Origin of the sequence: Rathayibacter sp. AY1B5 (genome assembly GCF_002932795.1) — a bacterium.
Lineage (GTDB): Bacteria > Actinomycetota > Actinomycetes > Actinomycetales > Microbacteriaceae > Rathayibacter.
Genome location: NZ_PSWM01000035.1, coordinates 1 through 16,538, shown reverse-complemented (window position 1 = coordinate 16,538; position 16,538 = coordinate 1). Strand labels below are relative to the sequence as shown.

The following is a 16,538-nucleotide window of genomic DNA, read 5'->3' as shown; positions in this document are numbered from 1 at the left end:
CTCGCCGGCCGCGCGCGCGGCTCCTGCGACCCTACTTGACGAGCGGGAACAGGATCGTCTCGCGGATCCCGAGGCCGGTGATCGCCATCAGGAGGCGGTCGATGCCCATGCCCATGCCGCCGGTGGGGGGCATGCCGTGCTCGAGGGCGCGGAGGAAGTCCTCGTCCAGGCGCATCGCCTCGTCGTCGCCCGCGGCGGCCTGGCGGGCCTGCTCGACGAAGCGCTCGCGCTGCACGACCGGGTCGACCAGCTCGGAGTAGCCGGTGGCCAGCTCGAAGCCGCGGACGTAGAGGTCCCACTTCTCGACGACGCCCGGGATGCTGCGGTGCGCGCGCACGAGCGGCGAGGTGTCGACGGGGAAGTCCATCACGAAGGTCGGACGCGTCAGGCCGCCCTTCACGAAGTGCTCCCAGAGCTCCTCGACGTACTTGCCGTGGGTGGGGACGTGCACCTCGACGCCCTCGCGCGCGGCGAGGGTCTCGAGCTCGGCGAGCTCCGTCTCCGGCGTGATCGCGATGCCGGCCGCGAGCGACAGGCTCTCGTACATCGAGATGCGGTCCCACCGGCCGCCGAGGTCGAACTCGGTGCCGTCGGCCCAGGTGACCACGTGCGAGCCCGCGACGGCCTGCGCCGCGTTCTGGATCAGCTCCTGGGTGAGGTCGGCGATCGAGATGTAGTCGCCGTACGCCTGGTACGCCTCGAGCATCGCGAACTCGGGCGAGTGGGTGGAGTCGGCGCCCTCGTTGCGGAAGTTGCGGTTGATCTCGAACACCCGGTCGATCCCGCCGACGACGGCGCGCTTGAGGTACAGCTCGGGCGCGATGCGCAGGTACAGCTCGGTGTCGAACGCGTTGGAGTGCGTGGCGAAGGGGCGGGCGGACGCGCCGCCGTGCATCACCTGCAGCATCGGAGTCTCGACCTCGAGGAACTCGTGCGCCGCGAAGGTGTCGCGGAGGGAGGCGTTCACCCGGGCGCGGGTGACGACCGTCTCGCGGGCCTGGGGGCGCACGATCAGGTCGAGGTAGCGCTGGCGCATCCGGGTCTCGTCGCCGAGCTCGTTGTGCAGATTCGGCAGGGGCAGGATCGCCTTCGCGGCGATCGTCCACTCCGACACCCACACGCTCAGCTCGCCGCGCTTGCTCGAGATGACCTCCCCCTCGACGAAGAGATGGTCGCCCAGGTCGACGAGCTCCTTCCACGCCGCCAGGGACTCCTCGCCCACGTCGCCGAGCGAGACCATGGCCTGGATCCGCTCACCGTCGCCGGCCTGCAGCGTCGCGAAGCAGAGCTTGCCCGTGTTGCGCTGGAACACCACGCGGCCCGCGAGGCCGACGCGCTCGCCGGTCTTCACGTCCGGCTCGATGCCCTCGTGGCGCGCGCGGACCGCCGCGATGGTGTCGGTGACTCCGACCGCGACGGGGTAGGCGCCGGCGCCGAGGTCGTCGCCCGCGAGCTCGAGCAGGCGCTCGCGCTTGGCGAGGCGGACGGCCTTCTGCTCGGAGGCCTCCTGCTGCGCGGCGCGCTCGGCTGCGGCCTGCTCGGAGGCGGCCTGCTCGGCGGCGGGGGTCGTGGTCTCGGGGACGTCGGGGGTGTCGGCCATGAGGGGTCGCGGTGCTTTCGGTTCGGGGCGGACGGCCGCGATCAGGCGAGCAGGATCGGGGCGTTGTCGAGGAGGCGGGTGGTGCCGACGATCGCGGCGACGAGCACGAGTGCCGGGCCGCGGTGGTCGGCGTCGACCGGGAGGAGCGTCGCGGGGTCCACGACGACGAGGTAGTCCAGCCTAACGAGCGGCTCGGCGTGCGCGACGGCCTCGGCGGCCTGGATCGCCGCGGCGGCACCGCGGTCGGCGGCTCCTGCGGCGGCCGCGAGGAGGCGCGGCAGCGCGAGGCCCGCGCGGCGCTGCTCCTCGTCGAGGTAGCGGTTGCGGCTGGAGCGGGCGAGCCCGTCCTCCTCCCGCACGATGCCGACGCCCTCGATCGCGACGGGCAGGTCGAGGTCGCGGACCATGCGGCGCACGAGGAACAGCTGCTGCGCGTCCTTCTGCCCGAAGACGGCGACGTCCGGCTGCGCGATGCCGAGGAGCTTGGCGACGACGGTGAGCATCCCGTCGAAGTGGCCCGGCCGCGCACGCCCCTCGTAGAGGCCGCCGACCTCGCCCGCGACGACCCGGGTCGAGGACGGCCCGTCGGGGTACATCTCGGCGACTCCCGGGGCGAAGAGGAGGTCGGCCCCGGCCGCATCGAGCAGGGCGGTGTCGCCCTCGAGGTCGCGCGGGTAGCGGTCCAGGTCCTCGGTCGGGCCGAACTGCAGCGGATTCACGAACACCGACACGACGACGACGTCGGCCAGCTCGCGCGCCCGCTCGACGAGGGCGAGGTGCCCGGCGTGCAGGGCGCCCATCGTCGGCACGAGCGCGATGCGCCGACCGGCCCGCCGCGCCTCCTGCAGCCGCTCGCGGAGGTCGCCGATGCGGTGGACGGTGCTGATCACCCGACGATGCTACCGGCGGGCCCCCGGCCGCCGGGTCCTGCGGTACCGGGACGCCGCGCTCCTCCGCGAGGCACCGCCTCCCGAGCGGCGGCCCGCCCGGGGAGCGGTGTCGCGACGAGGAGCGGCGCCGCCCCGTCAGCCCGCCGCGCGCCGCAGGGCGTCGTCGACGGAGGAGCGGACGAGGCTCGAGAGGAAGAAGCCCGGCTTCTCGACGCCGATGCCCGCCAGCAGGCCCGCCGCCTGGTCGACGATCGCGGTCGAGAAGGTCGTGGCGGTCGAGACGGCCTCCGCGTAGGCGGCGCGGTCCGACTCCGCCACGGTCACCGGCTCCCCACCCATCTCGACCACCAGCGCCTGAGCGATCGGCAGCACCGGGCCCGGCGCCGACACGGCGAAGTAGGTCTCGGCGAGGCGCGCCAGGTCGAGGCTGGTGCCGCTGAACGCCATCGCCGGGTGGACGGCGAGGGGGATGACCCCGGAGGCGAGCGCCGGAGCGAGCACCCCGTAGCCGTGCTCGGGTGACGTGTGCAGCACCAGCTGGCCGGGCTGCCATGCTCCGGTCGCGGCGAGCCCCGCGACCAGCGCGGCGATCTCGCTCCCGGGGACGGCGACGATCACCAGCTCGCTGCGCTCGACGAGCTCGGGGATCGCGAGCACCGGAACGCCCGGGAGCAGCGCGTCGGCGCGCTCGCGGCCGCTCTCGCTGGTGGTGGCGACTCCGATCACGGCGTGGCCGGCACCGGCGAGCGCGGCACCGAGCACCGGGCCCACGCGTCCGGCACCGATCACGCCGACGCCCAGGCGTCCGTCGCGGCGGTTCTCAGGCATGCGGTTCCCCCTCCGGAGCGGGCCAGTCGGGCAGGGCGGGTGCGGCCGCGCGCCGCCCCCACTGGTGGCTCGCGTCGCGGTCGGCGGCCCGCACTCCGGCCGTCGCGAGGCTCTCGAAGAAGGCGAGTCCGTCGGCAGCGCTCATCACCGGCACGAGCGGAGTGACGGGGCCGGCCACCGTGTGCACGCGCGCCGAGGCCAGCCCGAGCAGGCGCTGGAGCGGCCCCTGCTGGACCCCGACGCTCTGCATCCGCGCCAGGGGCACCACGGCGACCCGCCGCCAGACCGCTCCGCTGCGCAGGATCGCGACCTCGTCCGTCAGCCGGTACCCGGTCCGCCGGAACGAGAAGGGGCGGAGCCACACCGCCGAGCGCGGCGCCCGGGTGAAGCCGGCCGCGTCGCGGTGCCGGAGCGCGTCGCCGACGGGGGTCGACTCCGCTCCCTCGGCCGGTCCGGGCAGCAGGAGCGCGAGCACGCGCTCGACCGCGGCGAGGTCGCCGACGGGCAGGATCGTGGTGTTCGGCTCGCCGTTCGCCCCGCGGGAGGCCGCGTGGCCGGCGCGGTCGATCCGCACCTGCCACCAGCCGAAGGGGCGCCAGAGCAGCGGCTGGGTGATCTCGACGGCGTGGATCCGGCCGGGCGGGATCGTGTCGCTGCTGGTCGAGAGCACGCCGTAGCCGACCCGCACGCCGTCGGGCGTCGCCGCGATCGAGTACCGGAGCGAGCGCACGAACTGGCGGACGTAGTAGCTGCCCGAGCCGATCAGGCCCGGGAGGATCGCGAAGAGCACGTAGGGCGAGCCGTAGACAGCGACTAACACCACGGCGACAGCCGAGGCCGCCAGGAACAGCGTGAAGCCGCTGAAGACGAGCGAGCCGAGGAGCCGGCCCGGCGGGATCGAGACGACCGACTCGGGCGGCGTCCCGTCCTGAGGCTCGCCGAACTCCTCCAGCCGCCGCGCCAGGAACCCGGCCGCCGGAGCCGCACCGTCGGTCGTCGCCTCCCGCTCGCGCACCCCCGAGGCGAGCCGCAGGATGTCGCGGCGCAGCGCGTCCACCAGCCGCGAGCCGAGGTACGAGAGCTGCACGTTCGCGTCCTGCCCGGCCACGCTCACCTCGAGCTTCGCCGCCCCGAACAGCCGGGCGAACAGCGGACGCTGCACCGCGATGCCCTGGATGCGGTCCAGCCGCGCCCGCCGGTTGGTCCGGAAGAGCACGCCGGAGCGCACCTCGACGACCTCGTCCGTGATGCGGAAGGTGTGCATCCGCCAGGACAGCCAGAACGCGAAGACCGCGACCGCCAGGCCCACCGCCACCGCCAGCAGGGCCCAGCCGACGAGGCCCCGGCGCAGCAGCTCGTCGACCGGATCGCCGCTCTCGAAGCCCTCGGGCCCGGGCAGGAACAGCTCGACCAGGCGCTCGCGGAGGTTCGTGATCACGATGCCGAGGACGACCAGCAGTCCGATCCCGCCCTTGAGGACGGGGGTCGCGGGGTGGAGGCGGTGCCACTCCCCGTCGGCGAGGTCCGTCTCGACGGCGCGGAGCTCGGTCACAGGCCGGCCCGGCGCGACTCGGCGAGCTCGACCAGGCGGTCGCGGAGCTCCTCCGCGTCCTGCTCGGCCAGGCCCGGAATGCTGACGCCGGTCGCCGCGGCGGCGGTGACGAAGCGGAGGTCGGCGAGGCCGAGCGCCCGGGCGAGCGGCCCGCGGTTGACGTCGATGAGCTGCATCCGCCCGTACGGCACCGACACGAAGCGCTGGAACATGATGCCGCGGCGGAAGAGGAGGTCGTCCTGGCGCAGGAGGTAGCCGTAGGCGCGCGCGCGGCGCGGGGCGACGATCAGGAGGGTCACCGCGAGGGCGGCCGCGGCGGCCGTCGGGATCCAGCCCCACGGCAGACCGATCAGCATCAGCACCACGGGCACGGCGAGCAGCAGCACGCTCGACACGACGGCCGACACGATCTCGACCGCGACGTACCGGGGCGAGACGCGGCGCCACTCCCCCGTGATGTCGAGGCGGTCCCGCCGGCGCCCCCTCGCGTCGCGGCGGGTCGTCGGCGACACGTCCTCGGGCTCGGCGGGCATGGCGTCGTCCTCACTGCCCGCGGCGGTCCGGGCGTCGGCGTCAGGCGTGGTTCACCTCGCCGACGGCGCTGTCGTCGTCGTCGCTCGGCGGGATGGTGCACAGGTGCTCGGCGACCAGGCCGGCCACCAGCAGGACGAGCGCTCCCACGATGGTCGCGACGTCCTGCCACACGGAGCCTAGCGAAGGGATCGAACGGCTCAGCAGGTACACCAGGATGCCGCCGGAGGCTCCGAGCAGCAGCGCCCCGACGTGGCTGGACGCCTTCGCCAGCACCACGACGCGCATCGCCCGGAAGGGATCGATCCGCCGGCGCAGCGTCCCCTTGGTCGCGCGGTGGATCGGGATCGCGAAGCCGAGCACGAGGGCGGCGACCACGATCAGGGTGAGCGGCACGGTCAGCGGCGGGATGAGCACGGGGCGGCCGGCGGCGGCGATGGCGAGGTCGAGGAGGAACCCCGCGACGGCCCCGGCGAGGCCGAGTCCGAGCAGGGTGCTGGGGCGGGTGCGCCTCACGGGGTCCTGCTCTCGGGGTCGGCGGTGCTGCCGCGGGCGGAGCCGCGTCCCGGCCAGGTCAGCCCGGCCGGGTGGTCGGTCACGCGGTCGGTCGCCCGCGCGCGCAGCGCGGCCACGGGTCCGGCTCCGGGCAGGACCGCTGCCGGCTCGACGTCGAGCCACGGCTCGAGCACGAACGCCCGCTCGGCCGCCCGCGGGTGCGGGAGGGTCAGGTGAGCGTCGTCGCGGAGCACTCCGCCGACCGCGATCACATCGATGTCGAGCGTCCGGTCGCCCCAGCGCTCCTCGCCCTCGCCGCGGATCCGGCCGCCGGCCGATTCGATCGCCGCCGTCGCCGCGAGCAGGTCGTCGGGCTCGAGGACGGTCGAGCCGGTCACGACCGCGTTGAGGTACCCGGGCGCGTCCTCGTCGACGCCCCCGGGCTTCCACGCGGGCGACTCGACGACCTTGGACACGGCCTCGATGCGCAGGCCCGGCGTCGTCGCGAGGGCCCGCAGCGCCTCCTCCAGATGCGCGAGGCGGTCGCCGAGATTGCTGCCGAGCGCGAGCACGACGTGGCGCACCGGGCGGACGCGCTCCTGCCGCGGCCTCACGAGCGGGTCCTCGTGATCTGCACGGCGACGTCCTCGAACGGCAGCGGGATCGGCGCGTCCGGCTTGTGGACGGTGATGCGGACGACGTCGGCGGCGGCGAAGCCCAGGGCCACCCGGGCGAGGCGCTCGGCCAGGGTCTCGAGGAGGTCGACCGGGTCGCGGGTCACCGCGTCGGCCAGAGCGATCGCGAGCTCGCCGTAGTGCACCGTCTCGGCCAGCGCGTCGCCCGCGGCCGCCGGGGCGGTGTCGAGCCAGACCGTCGCGTCGATCACGAAGTCCTGGCCGTTCTCGCGCTCGAAGTCGAAGACGCCGTGGTGCGCGCGCACGCGCAGCCCGGTGAGGGTGATGGAGTCGCGCACGGCGAGGGCTGCGGGGTCGATCGCGGTCACGGGGTCTCCTCCTGGAGTCGGGCGGCGAGGGCCAGGGCGCGGGCGGACGAGCGGACGTCGTGGACCCGGACGCCCCAGGCGCCGTGCTCGGCGGCGACGAGGCTCAGCATGGCGGAGACCTCGTCCCGCTCGGCCGCCGGGGCGCCGGCGGGGGCGAACGGAGCGAGGAACCGCTTGCGCGAGTGGCCGACGAGGACCGGGAAGCCCAGCGAGACGATCGCGTCGAGCCCGGCCAGCAGCGCCCAGTCGTGCGCGCCGACCTTCGCGAAGCCGAGGCCCGGGTCGAGCAGGAGGCGGTCGTCCCGGATCCCGGCCTCGCGCGCGGCGTCGACGCGGCGCTCGAGCTCGCCGCGGACGTCCGCCACGACGTCGCCGTAGGAGGCGAGAGCGGTCATGCCCGCGCTGTGCCCGCGCCAGTGCATCGCGATGTAGACGGCGCCGCGCTCGGCGACGAGCGGGAGCATCCGCGGATCGGCGAGGCCGCCGGAGACGTCGTTGACGACCACGGCGCCCGCGTCCAGAGCGGCCTCGGCCGTGGCGGCGCTCATCGTGTCGATGCTGACGCGCACCCCCTCCGCGGCGAGGGCGCGGACGACGGGCAGCACGCGGCCCTGCTCGGCGGCGGAGTCGACGCGCGCGGCACCGGGGCGGGTGCTCTCGCCGCCGACGTCGACCAGGTCCGCGCCGAACGCGGCGGGTCCGTCCCCGGCGGGCCGGATCAGGTCGAGACCGTGGCGGACGGCGTCGTCGACGGACAGCCAGCGTCCGCCGTCGCTGAACGAGTCCGGAGTGACGTTGAGGATCCCGAGGAGCGCGGCGCGGCCGGTCGGCGTGAGATCGGCGAGGGTGGTGGCCACGTCACTCCCCCCGCGCGGCGCCGATCAGCGCGATGATCTCGGCGCGAGCGGCCGGGTCGGCGAGGGACCCGCGGGCGGCGACCGTCACGGTCGAGCTCGCGGTCTGGCGCGGCCCGCGCATCCGCACGCAGCCGTGCTCGGCGTCGACCACGACGAGCACTCCCTCGGGAGCGAGGCCCTGCTCGAGCGCGTCCGCGATCTGCTCGGTCATCCGCTCCTGGATCTGCGGGCGCGACGCGACCGTCTCGACCACGCGCGGAAGGCGGCCGAGGCCGACGACCCGCTCGCGCGGCCGGTAGGCGATGTGCGCGACACCGAGGAACGGCAGCAGGTGGTGCTCGCAGACGGAGCGGAAGGCGAGGTCGCGCACGATCACCGTCTGGTCGAGCGGCGACTCCTGGCCGCCCTCGACCACCGCGAACGTCTCGGTCAGCTGGGCCGCGGCGTCGTCGTCGAACCCGCCGAAGAACTCCTCGTACGCCTCGGCGAACCGCCGCGGCGTGTCGAGGAGTCCCTCGCGGCCCGGGTCGTCCCCGATGGCCGCGAGGATCTCGGCGACGGCCGCCTCGATGCGCGCCTTGTCGACGGGCACGCGCGCGCTACGCCGTCGCGGGGCGCGGATTGATCAGCGGCGGACGCTTCGGAGCGACCTCGTCCGCACCGGCGGAGGAGACGCCTCCGTCGGTCGCGCCCGAGTCGATCGGCGCCTTAGCGACCGGGACCGCGATGGGCGGCAGGTCGGACAGGGGTCGCTTGTCGCTCGAGAGCCACTGCGGGCGCTCGTCGATGCGGCGGACGTCCTTGAATATCTCCGCCAGCTGGTCGTGGTCGAGCGTCTCCTTCTCGAGCAGCTCCATCGCGAGGCGGTCGAGGATGTCGCGGTTGTCGTTGATGACCTGCCACGCCTCGTCGTGCGCCTGCTCGATCAGCTGGCGCGTCTCGGCGTCGACCGTCTCGGCGATCTGCTCGGAGTAGTCGCGCTGGTGGCCCATGTCGCGGCCGAGGAACATCTCGCCCGACGACTGGCCGAGCTTGACCGCTCCGACGTTCGCGGACATGCCGTAGTCGGTGACCATCTTGCGGGCGATGGAGGTCGCCTTCTCGATGTCGTTCGACGCTCCGGTGGTGGGGTCGTGGAAGACGATCTCCTCCGCGACGCGGCCGCCCATGGCGTACGCGAGCTGGTCGAGGAGCTCGTTGCGGGTGGTGGAGTACTTGTCCTCCAGCGGGAGCACCATCGTGTAGCCGAGGGCGCGGCCGCGCGGCAGGATCGTGACCTTGGTCACGGGGTCGGTGTGGCGCATCGCCGCCGCCGCCAGAGCGTGTCCGCCCTCGTGGTAGGCGGTGATCAGCTTCTCCTTGTCGCGCATGACCCGCGTACGGCGCTGCGGTCCCGCGATGACGCGGTCGATGGCCTCGTCGAGCGCGCGGTTGTCGATCAGCTGCGCGTTGGAGCGGGCGGTCAGCAGCGCGGCCTCGTTGAGGACGTTGGCCAGGTCGGCGCCGGTGAAGCCCGGGGTCTTGCGGGCGACGACCTCGAGGTCGACTCCGCCGGCGAGCGGCTTGCCGCGGCCGTGGACCTCGAGGATCCGCTTGCGGCCGAGCAGGTCGGGGGCGTCGACGCCGATCTGGCGGTCGAAGCGGCCCGGGCGCAGCAGCGCGGGGTCGAGGATGTCGGGGCGGTTCGTCGCCGCGATCAGGATGACGTTGGTCTTGACGTCGAAGCCGTCCATCTCGACCAGCAGCTGGTTGAGGGTCTGCTCGCGCTCGTCGTGACCGCCGCCCATGCCGGCGCCGCGGTGGCGGCCGACGGCGTCGATCTCGTCGACGAAGATGATGGCCGGCGAGTTCTCCTTGGCCTGCTGGAACAGGTCGCGGACACGGCTCGCGCCGACGCCGACGAACATCTCGACGAAGTCCGATCCGGAGATGGAGTAGAAGGGGACGCCCGCCTCGCCCGCGACCGCGCGCGCCAGCAGGGTCTTGCCGGTGCCGGGAGGGCCGTAGAGCAGGACGCCCTTCGGGATGCGGGCGCCGACGGCCTGGAACTTCGCGGGCTCCTTGAGGAACTCCTTGATCTCGTGCAGCTCCTCGATCGCCTCGTCGGCGCCGGCGACGTCGCCGAACGTGACCTTGGGCGACTCCTTCGAGACGAGCTTCGCCTTCGACTTGCCGAACTGCATGACGCGGTTGCCTCCGCCCTGCATGCCCGAGAGCATCAGCCAGAAGAACGCGCCGATCAGGAGGATGGGGAGCAGGAAGCCGAGGGCCGAGAGGAACCAGTTGGTCTGCGGGACCTCGTCGTTGTAGCCGGTGCTGCCGAGATCCGCCGCGGACACCGCGTCGACGACCTCCGCGCCGCGAGGGGCCACGTAGTAGAACTGCACCTGCGTGCCGTTGTCGCCGTCGGCCTGCTTGAGCGTGAGGTCGACGCGCTGCTCGCCGTCCACGATCTTCGCCGAGTCGACCTTGCCGTCCTTCAGGAGGTCGAGGCCCTCCTGCGTCGTGACCGGCCGGAAGCCGGACATGGTGATCAGCGAGGAGCCGATCCACACCGCGACGATCGCCAGGACGACGTAGAGGATGGGACCCCGGAAGATGCGCTTCACGTTCATGCTTGTTGCGGGTGCGACACCCGGCGCCTTTCTGACGAGGAGATTGTGCCTGCCAGGCTACCTCCCGCACTCTGAGCGCCACCCACGCGTTCGCCGTGGGCCGAACGGCCGCGGGCTGTGTGGTCCGGCGGGGATGCGGCGGGCCGCATCCCCGCGCGCGGTCGGCTTCGCGACGGGGTGCGTTCCGCAGAGCGGGGTACGTCGGACTGCCGGGAAACGCTGGCACGCGTTTCCCGGTCCGCGTCCTCTGCCTTGCGGGTGGAGGTCGCGGGGATCGGCGCTTCGGCGGTAGGGACGCGCCGCGAGAACGCAGGAGTTGTCGCACTCGAGCTCGACAGCGACGACTACTGCGGTCTCGGGAAGGAGGCGAAGGTGTCCGAGCGGGGCGTGCCGCGACGAGGGGCAGCAGACGCGGACGGAACGACCGACCAGGCCCGCCCCGGCCCGGGTCAGGCCGACTCGAGGAGGGGCTCCGGGTCGCGGAGGGCGGGCTCGAGGCCGCGGCGGCGCCGGGCGGCGGCCAGCACGGTCACGGCGAGCGCCCCGACCAGCCAGAGCACGAGCACCAGGACCGCGTGCGCGACTCCGATGCTGCCGCCGGCGATCAGCGAGCGGAACGCCTCCACCGTCCAGGTCAGCGGCAGCACGCCGTGGATCGCCTGGAAGAAGGCGGGCGCGGTCTCGACCGGGTAGGTGCCTCCGGCCGAGGACAGCTGCAGCACGATCATCAGCAGCGCCAGGAACCGGCCCGGGGCGTCCAGCAGCGCGATCAGCGCCTGGTTGATCGCCACGAAGGTGAGGCTCGTGAGCACGGCGATCCCGATCAGCCCGGGCAGGTTCGACGCCTCGACACCCACCCCGAAGCGGATGACGAGCGCGGCCAGCACGCCCTGGGCGACCGCCATCAGCGCGCCGGGCAGATAGCTGCGCAGCGCGATGACCCAGGCGGGCCGACGCGCGGCGAGGAGGCGGGAGCTGAGCGGGGCGCTCATCAGGTAGAAGGCAAGCGCGCCGACCCAGAGCGCGAGCGCCATGAAGTAGGGGGCGAGGCCGTAGCCGTAGGACGGCACACGGTTCATCCGCTCGGCGTCGATCCCGACAGGCGCGGCCGCGACGGTGCTGAGCTCCTGCGCCTGCTCGCCGGTGTAGGAGGGCACGTCGTCCGCGCCGTCCGAGAGCTTCGTGTCGAGGGTGCGCGATCCGGAGGCGAGCGAGTCGATCCCGTCGGCGAGGTCCTGCGAACCGGTGGCCGCGTCGGCCGAGCCGGTCGCGGCGGTCTCGGCGCCGTCCGCGAGGTCCGAGGCGCCCGTCGCGAGGGCGGCCGTTCCGGAGGCGAGGTCGGAGGCGCCGGCGGCCGCGGAGGCGATGCCGCTGGTGAGCGGGCCGACCGCGCCGGAGAGGGTGTCCACTCCGCCGGCGAGCTGCGAGGCTCCGCCGTCGAGGGTCGCCGCTCCCTGGGCGAGCGCCTGCGCACCGGTCTGGAGCTTCTGAGCGCCGTCGGCGGTGGTGGACGCCCCGGCGGCCAGGGCGGCGGTGCCGGTCGCGAGGTCGGCGGCTCCACCCGAGACCGTGGCGGCACCGGAGGCGAGCGCCGTCAGTCCGCTGCCGTCGTCGCCGACGAGCGCGGTCGCACCGGAGGCGAGCGTCTGCGCGCCCGCGTCCGCCGAGGAGGCTCCGCCCGCGAGAGCGGCCGCACCCTTCTCGAGGGCGGTCAGCTCGGCCAGGCGCTGAGCGTCCGAGAGGGAGTCGTACCGCGAGAGCAGGGAGGCGAGGCCGGAGTCGACTCCGGTCGCTCCGGAGGCGAGTCCCGGAGTGGCGGCCGCGAGCGTCCCTGCGCCGGTCGCGAGCTGCTGGGCTCCTGCGAGGGCCTTCCCCGCTCCGTCCGAGACCGAGGCGGACCCGGTGGCCAGCGCCTCGGCGCCGGACGCCCCCGAAGCCGCGCCGTCCTTCAGAGTCGACGTCCCCGCGGCGAGGTCGGTCGCCCCCGAGGCGAGCGACGCCGCTCCGCCGTCGAGCTGCTGCGCGCCGTCGGCGACCGTGCGGGCTCCGGTGTCGAGCGCCGCCGCCTGGTCGGGCAGCTGCCCGGTCCCGCTCGCGATCCGCTGGAGTCCCGACGAGAGGTCGGACGCTCCGGAGGCCGCGCTCCCCGCACCCGAGCGGAGGGAGTCGGCGCCGGTCGCCAGCTGCGCGGTGCCGTCCTGCAGCTGCGTGAGCCCGACGACCAGCTCGGACGAGCCGGACGCGGCGGTTCCTGCGCCGTCCGCCAGCTGAGCGGCGCCGTCGGCCGCCTGCTCGAGGCTCGAGTGCACGTCGGTGAAGCCGAGGTAGACGTTCTCGAGGTAGGTCGCGCCGACCTTCTCCTCGAGGGTCTTCGTCACGGTGGTGCCGATGGTGGAGGCGATGTTGCCGACGATCAGGTTGGCCGCGTCGTTCGTCTCGATCGACAGCTTCGCCTGCACGGCCGCGGCGGGATCGTCGCCGCCGACGGAGGCGACGTCGGCCGAGAAGCCGGCCGGCACCGTCAGGACGGCGAGGACGTCGCCCGAGGCGAGCTCGCGGGACGCCTCGTCGGCACCGGTCGCCGTCCAGGCGAAGTCCGAGCCGGACGTGTCGGTGGTGAGCTGCTCGGTCAAGTCGTCGCCGAGGGCGAGCGCGGAGCCGTCCGAGGCGGTCGCGCCGGTGTCCTCGTTGACGATCGCGGCGGGCACCGTGTCGAGGTGGTGTGTGGGATCGAGGTTGGCCGAGGTCAGCAGTCCTGCGTAGATCAGCGGGATGAGCGCGATCGCGGCGAAGACGACGACGAGGCGCGGGTTCACGGCGCGCAGGGCGCGGCGGAGCGGGGAGGTGGTCATGGTCCTTCTACTTCGTGGAGTGCAGGGCGGCGAGCCGCGGCGAGGCGACTCCGGTGACGAGGAGCTCGGCGATGTCGGCGGAGGCCGAGGCCACGGGGCGGCGGGCGTCGCCGTCGAGGAGCCAGCCGACGACCAGCCAGGTGGTGCCGGCGGCGAGGAGGACGGCGAAGCGCTCGACGCGGGCGTGGTCGCCGCCACCCGATCCGCGCTCGGCGAGGGGGGAGAAGGCGAGGAGCCGCTGCGCGAGGAACGCGACGACCGACTCCTGCACGGCGCGGGCCGTGCCTCCACTCAGCACACGGCGGTAGAAGTCGGCGTGCACGAGCAGGCCCTCGAGGAGGCCGCGGACGATGCGGGGGACCGCGCCCTCCCAGTCGGCGGGGGCGGTGCCGGGAGCGACGTCGCCGAACAGCGCGTGCATCCGCTCCACTGCGGCGGCCTCGATCAGGGACGGGACGTCGCCGAAGTGCTGGTAGAACGTGGGCCGGCTGACCCCGGCGGCGCCGCAGAGCTCGGTGATGGAGGGCTGGTCGACGCCCGGGCGGTCGAGGGCCGTCGTGATCGCGGTGAGCAGGAGCTCGCGCGAGCGGGTGAGCCGCGGATCGGTCACGGGGTCCTTCTTCCCGGCGCGAGGAGCGCCTTCTTTACGTCCGTCAGATAACTTACAACCGTAAAGAAGAGCGCGCAAGCGTCAGGAGGAGGGCGGCTCCGGGAGCAGCGTCGCGATGGCGGACGTGTCGACGATCACGGAGTCGTGCGGAGTCAGTCCCGGGCTCCGCGGCGTGGGCACCGGCAGGCGCACGAGCAGGGCGCCCGGATCCACGCCGAAGCGCCCGGAGCGGGTGCGGCCGACCGGATCGCCGTCCAGCTCGGCGAGCACCGGCTGGTCGAGCTCGAACGAGAACTCGCGGCCGGGCCACTGCCGGAGTGACGCGAGCCCGTTGCGGTTGCCGGTCGCGACGTCCAGCGCGAGGCCGAAGCGCCGCCGCAGCAGCACCAGCTCCAGGTCGCCGTCGTCGAGCACGGCTCCGGCGGCCAGCTCGATGTTCGCCACCACGGAGCTGCAGTTGCAGGCCAGCACCATGAAGCAGCGCTGCGGAGGCTCCTCCGCGCCGTCGATCGTGAGGGTCACCTCGAAGCCGGCCTTGAACATCGCCGGCGCCCCCGCCGCGAAGTAGGCGCCCCAGCCCACCCGCTTCTTCAGCTCCTCGTCCGTCTTGTCCATGATCTCGGCGTCCAGGCCCACCCCGCCCATCACCATGAACACCCGCTCCTCGCCGTCGTCGAACGCGGCCGTGCCCACGTCGATGGCGCGGTCCTGCCCGAGCAGGGCGATCTCGACCGCTTCGGGCAGGGAGCCGAGCGGGATCCCGAGGTTCCGCGCGAGGAGGTTGCCGGTGCCGCTGGGCAGGAGGCCGTAGGGGACGCCGGTCCCGCGCAGCACCGTGGCGACGGCCCGGACGGTGCCGTCGCCGCCCATCGAGCAGACCAGGTCCGGGCCCGCCTCGAGCGCGGCGCGGGCCGCGGCGGCACCGGAGTCGCCCGGGCTGGTCTCGAACCAGAGCGGCTCCTTCCAGCCGTGGCGGCGCGCGATCGTCGCGACCAGGTCCTCCGCGGCGCCGACGTCGTCGAACTTGCTCGGGTTGATCACGACGGCGACGGTGCGCTTCTCGGGTGCCTTCACCCCGTCAGTCTGACGGCACCGGCGACCGGTCCAGTCGCGCCGACGCCTCCAGGGCGAGCACGGCGCCGATCTCGGCCGAGAGCGTGGCGGGGAGCGACGGGGGCGCGTCCCAGCGGGGCCCTGCCAGCAGCACCCCGCCGCGCACGCTCGAGCTCTGCAGCGCGGCGACGCTGCCGGCGACGAAGCCGCGGACGCGGGCGGCCACTGCGGGCGCGACTCCGCTCGTCGTGGCGAGGTCGACGAGGTGCCGGTAGGCGATGCCGCCGAACAGGGCGCCGTCCCCCGATCCCTGGTCGACGAAGACGCCGTCGGGGGCGAGCCGGTCGAGCAGGTCCTCGGCCGTGCGGGAGGCGTGGGCCACCAGGCGGGGGTCGGGCCGCAGGCGGTGCAGGGCGAGCGCCGCCCCGATGTAGACGGCGTGGTTGTAGCTGAAGGCCCAGTCGTCGCGGGCGGAGCCGCCCTCGCGGCCGATGCCGTCGGCGACGAAGCCGGTGTCGTCGTCGCGGAGGCGCACGTGCATCCAGTCGAGGGCGGCGCGCGAGAGCTCCTCCCGGCCGTCGGGCCGCAGCCGCTCCAGGCGCGCGCCGAGGATCGCGAACGGGCCGTTGGCGGGCGCGTTCTTGTAGTCCAGCTGCCGACGGCGCCAGGCGAGGCTCGCCCCGTGGCGGAGGTTCCAGCCCTTCGCGACGGCGAAGCGCCAGAGGCGGTCGGCGCGATCGAGGAACCGCGGGTCGCCCGAGGCCTCCCCGAGGCGGGCGAGCGCGCCGCCGAGCCACATCATGTCGTCGAAGTAGCCGTTGACCAGGCGCCCGCCGTTGCGGACGCGGATCGCGCGGTGGATCCGCCGGGCCCGCTCCAGGTGCGCCTCGTCGCCCGTGCGCTCGAAGGCGTCGACGGCCGCGTCGATCGCGTGAGCGAGCCACCAGTAGTTGAACTCGAGATCCGCCCGCAGCGAGGTCGGGTAGCTCATGTGGTAGCCCAGCAGCGGCACCGCGAAGAGCCGCTCGAGGCTCTCCTGCGCGGTGTCGGCGGCGCTACTCGTAGACGTGCGGGGCGAGGACGGCGACATCGCGGAGATTGCGGTAGCGCTCGGCGTAGTCGAGCCCGTAGCCGATCACGAACTCGTTCGGGATGTCGAAGCCCACGTAGGCCACGTCGACCTCGACCTTCGCGGCCTCCGGCTTGCGGAACAGCGCGCAGATCTCGACCGACTCGGCGCCGCGGCTGCGGAGGTTGCCCTGCAGCCACGAGAGCGTGAGGCCGGAGTCGATGATGTCCTCGACGATCAGCACCTTGCGGTTCGTGATGTCGGAGTCGAGGTCCTTGAGGATCCGCACCACGCCGGAGGACTTGGTGCCGCTCCCGTAGGACGAGACGGCCATCCAGTCCATGACGATGTCGAGCTTGAGCTCGCGGGCCAGATCGGCCATCACCATCACGGCGCCGCGCAGCACCCCGACGATGAGCAGGTTCTCGCCCGCGTAGTCGCGCTCGATGGCCCGGGCCAGGTCGCGGATCCGCTCGTGGATCTCGGCCTCGGTGTAGAGGACCTCGGTGATGTCGTCGGCGATGTCGGCTGCTTCCACCCGGCCACTCTACGGGTGCCCGGCCTCCGTCTCGCCTCCGCGAGA

16 protein-coding genes are annotated in these 16,538 nt (G+C 73.9%); all 16 read right to left on the bottom strand.

Annotation, left to right across the window (positions count from 1 at the left end):
• Window positions 1–31 precede the first annotated feature (31 nt).
• The 16 genes from lysS to hpt all read right to left on the bottom strand — a co-directional run bounded on the left by lysS (window position 32) and on the right by hpt (window position 16,493).
• Window positions 32–1,600: a lysine--tRNA ligase gene (lysS, locus tag C5D44_RS16490; protein WP_104282289.1), complete on the bottom strand. Its 1,569-nt coding sequence runs from the start codon at window positions 1,598–1,600 to the stop codon at window positions 32–34.
• Window positions 1,601–1,641: 41 nt separating this feature from the next.
• Window positions 1,642–2,490: a pantoate--beta-alanine ligase gene (gene panC, locus C5D44_RS16485; protein WP_104282288.1), complete on the bottom strand. Its 849-nt coding sequence runs from the start codon at window positions 2,488–2,490 to the stop codon at window positions 1,642–1,644.
• 135 nt (window positions 2,491–2,625) lie between these two features.
• Window positions 2,626–3,318, bottom strand: coding sequence for a Rossmann-like and DUF2520 domain-containing protein (locus C5D44_RS16480; RefSeq protein WP_104282287.1), 693 nt, complete (start codon window positions 3,316–3,318; stop codon window positions 2,626–2,628).
• Window positions 3,311–4,870, bottom strand: coding sequence for a PH domain-containing protein (locus C5D44_RS16475; RefSeq protein WP_104282286.1), 1,560 nt, complete (start codon window positions 4,868–4,870; stop codon window positions 3,311–3,313). Before C5D44_RS16475 ends, C5D44_RS16480 begins: the two co-directional genes overlap by 8 nt.
• Window positions 4,867–5,403, bottom strand: a complete 537-nt coding sequence (locus C5D44_RS16470; protein WP_104277257.1) for a PH domain-containing protein — start codon at window positions 5,401–5,403, stop codon at window positions 4,867–4,869. Before C5D44_RS16470 ends, C5D44_RS16475 begins: the two co-directional genes overlap by 4 nt.
• A 40-nt stretch (window positions 5,404–5,443) precedes the next feature.
• Window positions 5,444–5,917: a DUF3180 domain-containing protein gene (locus tag C5D44_RS16465; RefSeq protein WP_104282285.1), complete on the bottom strand. Its 474-nt coding sequence runs from the start codon at window positions 5,915–5,917 to the stop codon at window positions 5,444–5,446.
• Window positions 5,914–6,510, bottom strand: a complete 597-nt coding sequence (gene folK / locus C5D44_RS16460; protein ID WP_104277255.1) for a 2-amino-4-hydroxy-6-hydroxymethyldihydropteridine diphosphokinase — start codon at window positions 6,508–6,510, stop codon at window positions 5,914–5,916. Before folK ends, C5D44_RS16465 begins: the two co-directional genes overlap by 4 nt.
• The gene (gene folB / locus C5D44_RS16455) at window positions 6,507–6,899 is read right to left on the bottom strand and encodes a dihydroneopterin aldolase (RefSeq protein WP_258068022.1); all 393 of its coding nucleotides are present in this window, start codon (window positions 6,897–6,899) and stop codon (window positions 6,507–6,509) included. Before folB ends, folK begins: the two co-directional genes overlap by 4 nt.
• Window positions 6,896–7,756, bottom strand: coding sequence for a dihydropteroate synthase (gene folP / locus C5D44_RS16450; RefSeq protein ID WP_104282284.1), 861 nt, complete (start codon window positions 7,754–7,756; stop codon window positions 6,896–6,898). The genes folB and folP overlap by 4 nt, the downstream gene beginning before the upstream one ends.
• Before the next feature lies 1 nt (window position 7,757).
• Entirely contained in the window at window positions 7,758–8,348 is a 591-nt protein-coding gene (gene folE / locus C5D44_RS16445) for a GTP cyclohydrolase I FolE (protein WP_104224103.1), read from the bottom strand.
• A 7-nt stretch (window positions 8,349–8,355) separates the two neighbouring features.
• Window positions 8,356–10,371 (bottom strand): ATP-dependent zinc metalloprotease FtsH, encoded by a 2,016-nt coding sequence (gene ftsH / locus C5D44_RS16440; RefSeq protein WP_104277253.1) that lies wholly within the window; start codon window positions 10,369–10,371, stop codon window positions 8,356–8,358.
• A gap of 449 nt (window positions 10,372–10,820) precedes the next feature.
• Window positions 10,821–13,223: a YhgE/Pip domain-containing protein gene (locus tag C5D44_RS16435; protein ID WP_104282283.1), complete on the bottom strand. Its 2,403-nt coding sequence runs from the start codon at window positions 13,221–13,223 to the stop codon at window positions 10,821–10,823.
• Window positions 13,224–13,230: 7 nt separating this feature from the next.
• Entirely contained in the window at window positions 13,231–13,833 is a 603-nt protein-coding gene (locus C5D44_RS16430; protein ID WP_104282282.1) for a TetR/AcrR family transcriptional regulator, read from the bottom strand.
• An 81-nt stretch (window positions 13,834–13,914) separates the two neighbouring features.
• Window positions 13,915–14,907 carry a diacylglycerol kinase family protein gene (locus tag C5D44_RS16425; protein ID WP_104282281.1) on the bottom strand — a complete coding sequence of 331 codons (993 nt, stop codon included), beginning with the start codon at window positions 14,905–14,907 and terminating at the stop codon, window positions 13,915–13,917.
• Window positions 14,908–14,911: 4 nt separating this feature from the next.
• The gene (locus C5D44_RS16420; protein ID WP_104282280.1) at window positions 14,912–15,976 is read right to left on the bottom strand and encodes a glycoside hydrolase family 76 protein; all 1,065 of its coding nucleotides are present in this window, start codon (window positions 15,974–15,976) and stop codon (window positions 14,912–14,914) included.
• A complete protein-coding gene (gene hpt, locus C5D44_RS16415; protein WP_104277249.1) occupies window positions 15,942–16,493 on the bottom strand; it encodes a hypoxanthine phosphoribosyltransferase in 552 nt (183 codons plus the stop codon). Before hpt ends, C5D44_RS16420 begins: the two co-directional genes overlap by 35 nt.
• Window positions 16,494–16,538: the final 45 nt, after the last annotated feature.